Below are 6000 nucleotides of genomic sequence, written 5' to 3' on the forward strand. Positions count from 1 at the left end.
ACGCGCTAAAGAACGCCGCTATTCTGGGCCGCCGCGCCCGGTAAAGCAACAGGCGTTCTACTGATCGAACAGGTTCGGCAGTCCCTGGGCGTAACGCTCGGCGTCGATGACCCGCAGCGGTTCCAGCTCGGGTGTGCGGCGCAGCCGGAAAGTGGTGCAGCGCTGGGCCGATGAGCCCGCCACGTCGAGCAGCGCGTTGACCGCGGCGCGCGCGGACTCGTTGGCGCCCTCCATGGTCGCCAGGTCCACCTCGGTGCGCACGTAATCGCCTGCGAGGAAAAGGTTTTCGATCGAACCGTGCGCGTCGGGGCGGGCGTCCCAGGAACCCGCGGTATTGATGAGCAACGGGTCGGCATTCGCATTGCGGCTGCCCTGCCAGGTGATTCCGGGATCGAGAAACCAGGAATGCACGTCGGCGGGGCGCAGCAGTTGTTCGCGATCGTTGAGATGTTCGCTCAGCTGCGCCCACACCTCGCGATAGATCTGTTCGTGCGTGCATTCCTCGGCGGGCTTGCCGTAGAGGATTCCCGGGGTGTGCCAATCGGAGATGTCGACCGAGAGGCAATCGGCCACCGCGCCGTCGCCGAAGGAATTCAGTTTGCGGGTCCAGAGCTGGTTCTGGCTGATCGAGGTCAGCGACCACGGCGAGTCCACGAACGCGCTGTGCCCGCGCGAGATATTCAGCGGGGTACGGAAATAGATCTGCAAGCCGTTCATCCAGTCGACGAACAACCGCCGCGTCGCCTCGAGTTCCGGGGCGACGGCCAGGATCTGCGCCGACCAGAGTTTCCGGGCCTGCTCGACCGGCATGGCGACGACGAAATAGTCCGCCTCCACCGTGCGCCCGTCGCTGATCCGCGCCCCGCTGATCCGGCGGTCGCGCATGGTCAGTTCATCGACGCGCGCGCCGAGTTCGAATCGCACGCCCAGCCCGCGCAGATGCGCCACCCACGGGTCGATCCAGGCGAAGTTGGTGGTGTTGTTGAGGACCCGGTCCAGGCCGCCGTCATTGCCCAGGCCCAGCGGATTGCCCAGGAACTGTTCGCCCATGCTGCCGATGGTGCGGGTGCTGGCGAGGTCTGCCTTGGCGGCGACCATGATGCTGGTCAGCGAGCGTGAGACCAGCGCGCGGAATTCGTGCGAGCGCTCGTGGCCGCGCACGAAGTCCTGCCAGGAGGTGTGTTCCCACTGGCCGAAGCGGCGCGCCTCGCTGCTGCTGTTGAACACCAGCAGGCGATTGGCGAAGTAGGCGGCCTCGGCGGGCGGCATCTTCGTCATCGTGGCGATGGTGCCCGCGAGGGTCTCCCGGATCGCTTCCGGCGTGGTGGGGGCGGTGATGCCGTCGGGCAGGGCGAGCAGGATGTCGTCGCCGTCGCGGCGGGAGAAGCGGGCCTCCGGCACGGAGATCAGGTTGGACCACACGCCGTCGGCATTGCCCGCGACCGGAATCCGGCGCATCGTGTCGGGCAGGTTCTGATAGAAGCCGGGGAAGAAACGGAAGCCGTGCTCGCCGGGCAGATCGGGCCTGCCGTCGCGGCCGGTGCCGGGCACCGGGATGCTGCGCGCCTTGCCGCCGAAGGCGCGCGCCTCGTAGACGGTGACCTCGAAGCCGCGTTCGGCCAGCTCATGGGCGGCCGTCAGCCCGGCGACACCGCCGCCGAGCACCGCGACCCGCCGTCCGGGGGGCGCGCCCAGCGCGAAACCCGGCGCTCCCGCCATCGCCCCTGCCGATACCGCCCCCGCTGCGACCGTGCCGCGAAGAAACGTCCTTCGCGAAACGGGCAACCGCTGTTCCGCCATACGCTGTTCAGCTGCCTTGTTCGAGTATTGCTTGCAATTTGCTACCACTGTAGAGCGCGGCGAAAAGCGGGCCGCAGGGTACCGACCGGTCGTCCGGAAAACGCGTCGGACGATCGGCACACATGCTAGCCATACGTTTCCTCGATCGTCCGCCGAATCGGACATCACACTCCGGCGAGCCGAGGGCTCGATTCCGGCACCGGCGCGGGGACGGCGCGGCGGGTGCTGGTCGCGGCGAAGGCCCCCGTGATGACGATCACGCCGCCGAGCAGCGCCGCCGCCGAGGGCTGCTCGCCGAACACGAGCCAGGCCGCGGTGATGCCGACCACCGGCACGAGCAGCGACAACGGCGCCACCGTGCCCGCCGGATACCGGCTCATCAGGTACGTCCACAGGCCCGATCCACAGACGGTCGCGAGCACGGCGATATAGGCGAGGGCGGCCAGCGCGGGCCACCCGGCGGGGGTGGTGACGGCGGTGCCGAGCGCGCGGAACCCGGTGTCAGGGCCCTCGACAAGCAGGGACAGCGTCAGCATCGGCAGGACCGGCACCACGCACGCCCACAACGTCACGTGCAGGGGGTCGGCAGCGGGGGATTCGGCACCCGTCCGCCGGGCGCCGATGTTCCCGAAGGCCCAGCCGAGGCCACCGGCCAGGGTGAGCAGGACCGGGAGCAGGGTGGCGGTGGCGAAGCGGTCGGCGGCGATGATCGTCATCCCGGCGACGGCCACCGCCAGTCCGGCGAGCTGTGTGGGCCGCAGCCGTTCGCGCAGCAGCACCGCGCCGAGCACCACGGTGAACGGCGCCGAGGACTGCAGCACCAGCGAGGCCAGGCCGGTTGGCATCCCGACGCGCATGGCGGTGAACAGGAAGGCGAACTGGGCGATGCCGAAGCCGGTGCCGTAGAGCAGCAGCCAGCGGGCGCGCACGGCCGGGCGCGGCACGAAGAGCAGCACCGGGATCGCGATCACGGCGAAGCGCAGGGCGACGAAGAAGAAGGGCGGGAAGTGGTCGAGGCCGATCCGGATGGCCAGGAAGTTCAGGCCCCAGAGGACGACGACAGTGAGGCCGAGCAGGCGGTCGCGGGTGGTCACGCACTCATCGTGCGGTCGGCAAACCATCAGGACAATCGAATAAAAGTGCAGCAATAACGTAGATTTACTTCATGTTCTCGATTGAACGCCTGCGCATCCTGCGCGAACTCGCCGACCGCGGCACCGTCGCCGCTGTGGCCGAGGTGCTGTCGATGACACCGTCGGCGGTCTCCCAGCAGTTGAAGGTGCTCGCCAGGGAAGCGGGCGTGGCGCTGCTGGAACCGGACGGGCGTCGGGTGCGGCTCACCGACGCGGGCCAGGCGCTGGTGCTGCGCGCCGACGACGTGCTCGCCGCCATGGACCGTGCCGTCGCCGAGATGGCCGGGTACCGGGGCTCCCCGCGCGGGCAGGTGCGGGTGGCCTCGTTCCCGTCCGGCGCCGCGCTGCTGCTCCCGCCGGTGCTCACGGCGCTGGCGGGCACCGGTGTGGAGATCGTGGCGGGCGACGAGGACCTGCCGCCGAGCGAGGCGCCGAAACTGCTGGCCGACTACGACATCGTGCTCACCCACCGCGACGAACGCGCGCCCTCGCTGGCCGGTCCGCGCATCGCGGCGCGGGTGCTCATGCGAGAGCCGATCGATGTGGCTGTCGCGCACGATCATCCGCTGGCGGGGCGGGAATCGGTGCGCGCTGAGGAACTGGCCGAGGAGACCTGGGTGAGCGTGCGCGGCGGGTTTCCCGTCGACGACGTGCTCGAATCGATCGCGACCATCACCGGGGTCCGGCCCCGGATCGCGCAGCGGCTCAACGAGTTCCGGGTGATCGAGACACTGGTGGCCTCGGGCTACGGTGTCGCGCTGATGCCGCGCTGGGCGGTCGCGCATCCGGGACTGTCGGTACTGCCGCTGGCGGGAGTGCGGGCCGCGCGGGTGTACGAGATCGTCACCAGGCCGCAAGCCGACCAACGGCCCGCCATTGCGACGGTGCTCGACGCGTTCGAGGGCGCGGCGCGGGCAGTGAGCGCGGGGTGACGGCCGGGTTCCGGCAAGCGTCGAAGATCAGCCCGATCGGTGGCACGCCGGTGCTCCGCGTGCGTGATCCGGGCGATCGCGAGCGGGCCGACTGCCCGCCCGCGATCGGCTCCGATCAGTACTGTCCCGGCTGGTACTGCGGCTGCTGCTGACCCGGGTACGGCTGGCCCGGCTGGAACTGCTGCTGGCCGTGGTAGCTGAAATCGTCGGCCACCATGGCGGCCAGCTCGAGCAGCGCGCGCCGAGTCGGCTTGCTGACCAGCTCGAGATCGATCTCGGCGCCCTCGGCCAGGTGATCGTCGAACGGGACGATCTGCACCGCGCGGGTGCGGTCGAGGAACAGCTTGCGCAGCTGGTCCAGGTCGACCGTCGAGGCGCCGCGGCGCGAGGCGTTCACCACCACGACCGTGCGCTCGACCAGCTTGCTGTAACCGTGGTGATCGAGCCAGTCCAGCGTCGCCGAGGCACTGCGCGCGCCATCGATCGCGGGGGAGGTGACCAGCACCAGCGAGCTCGCCATATCCAGCACGCCCGACATGGCCGAGTGCATCAGACCGGTACCGCAGTCGGTGAGGATGATGTTGTAGAAGGACTGCAGGATGCCGATCGCCTTGCGGTAATCGGCCTCGCTGAAGGCCTCCGACACGGCCGGATCCTGTTCGGAGGCCAGCACTTCCAAACGGCTCGGCGCCTGCGAGGTGTGCGCGCGGACATCGGAGTAGCGGGTGATGTTCTGGTGGTCCTCGAGCAGGTTGCGCACCGTCGAGCGGGTCTGGCGCGGCACCCGGTGGGCGAGGGTGCCCAGGTCGGGGTTGGCGTCGATGGCGATGACGCGGTCACCGCGCTGGGAGGCGAAGGTGGAGCCGAGGCCGACCGTGGTGGTGGTCTTGCCGACGCCGCCCTTGAGCGAGAGGATCGCGATCCGGTAATCGCCGCGGACCGGCTGGTTGACCCGCTCGGCCAGATCGCGGTGCACCACATCGGCGGCCGACTCACCCGGGTTGATCACACCACCGGAGACCTTGTGCACGGCCCGGCGCCACCCGCTGCGCGGCGCCTTGCGGGCCCGCTTGAGCAGGTTCAGGTCGTTGACCGAATGCCCCGGCTGACCGGGCATGGGCACATGCTGCGGCTGGAACGGCTGCTGCGGCTGCGGCTGACCGCCCTGCCACTGCGGCTGACCGGGCGGCGCGGCCTGCGGCGCGGGCTGGCCGGGCATCCCGGGAGCACCGGGCATCGGCTGCATGCCGGTCTGCGTCGGCGGCTGATACACCTGCGGCGGCGGGGGAGCCCAGCTGTAGATCGGCTCACCCTGCGGGTCCTGCGGCGGTTGCTGCTGCTCCTGGCCGGGGAACTGACCCGGTGCCTCGGCACCGGGGTACTGCTGCTGCTCCTGGCCCGGGAACTGGCCCGGTGCCTCGGCGCCCGGGTACGGCTGCTGCTGTTCGACACCCGGGTAGGGCTGCGGGCCTGCGCCGGGGAACTGCTGCTCGGCACCGGGATACTGCGGGGGCACACCGGGGTACGGCTGCTCGCCGCCCGTCGGCGGTACGGGCCAAGGCTGCTCACCACCGGACGGCGGGGGCCCGGGCCACGGCTGCTCGGCGGTCTGCCCCGGCTGACCCAGGCCGGGCCACGGCTGTTCGGCACCCGGCGCGGGCTGACCCGGCCCGGCGGCCACCGGATGCGCGCCACCGCTCTGATAGGGGTCCGGCGACGGATACCCGGGCGGCGCGAACGGGCCCGGCGCGAACCCACCCGGCTGGAACACGGTCTGCTCGGCCAGGCCGATCTGCGGTTCCTGTTCGGCGCCAGTAGACTCCTGCGCTTCCCCTGTACCGGCAGCCGATTCGGCTGCGGCACCGGCGTTCTCGGGAGTGTCGTCGGTCGCCGTCTGCACACCGGCGGTACCGGACGCAGCGTCGGCCGTGTCAGCCGACGGACTCTGCAGCCAGGGCGGAGAGGTCGGATTATGGTCGTTGTTGGTCACAGTTCCCCCACTTGCTCGATCGGCTCGAGCAGGAAAGTCGGCCTGAATGTGCAGATAAAACGCTAGCACGGAGGTAGTGGGGACGCCGGGGGGTGATGGCGGAGCCCGGGGTTTACCCGCCCCGGGTGGTTTACGGCTGTGTTTG

General features: G+C 70.2%; 4 protein-coding genes. 1 reads left to right on the forward strand and 3 read right to left on the reverse strand.

Features of this window, described 5'->3' with window-relative positions; genetic code table 11:
• Positions 1-57: 57 nt before the first annotated feature.
• Together WA675_RS14935 and WA675_RS14940 are read right to left on the reverse strand one after the other, a co-directional pair.
• Positions 58-1719: a hydroxysqualene dehydroxylase gene (locus WA675_RS14935; RefSeq protein ID WP_336084934.1), complete on the reverse strand. Its 1662-nt coding sequence runs from the start codon at positions 1717-1719 to the stop codon at positions 58-60.
• Between the two features lie 245 nt (positions 1720-1964).
• The gene (locus WA675_RS14940) at positions 1965-2894 is read right to left on the reverse strand and encodes an EamA family transporter (protein ID WP_336084936.1); all 930 of its coding nucleotides are present in this window, start codon (positions 2892-2894) and stop codon (positions 1965-1967) included.
• A gap of 71 nt (positions 2895-2965) precedes the next feature.
• On the opposite strand from WA675_RS14940, the gene WA675_RS14945 reads away from it, so the two are divergent.
• Positions 2966-3865, forward strand: a complete 900-nt coding sequence (locus tag WA675_RS14945) for a LysR family transcriptional regulator (protein ID WP_336084938.1) — start codon at positions 2966-2968, stop codon at positions 3863-3865.
• 115 nt (positions 3866-3980) lie between these two features.
• Here WA675_RS14945 and WA675_RS14950 read toward each other — a convergent pair whose 3' ends face one another.
• Positions 3981-5765: a MinD/ParA family ATP-binding protein gene (locus WA675_RS14950; RefSeq protein WP_336084940.1), complete on the reverse strand. Its 1785-nt coding sequence runs from the start codon at positions 5763-5765 to the stop codon at positions 3981-3983.
• Positions 5766-6000 lie beyond the last annotated feature (235 nt).

Origin of the sequence: Nocardia sp. SSK8 (assembly GCF_037034205.1) — a bacterium.
Taxonomy (GTDB): domain Bacteria; phylum Actinomycetota; class Actinomycetes; order Mycobacteriales; family Mycobacteriaceae; genus Nocardia.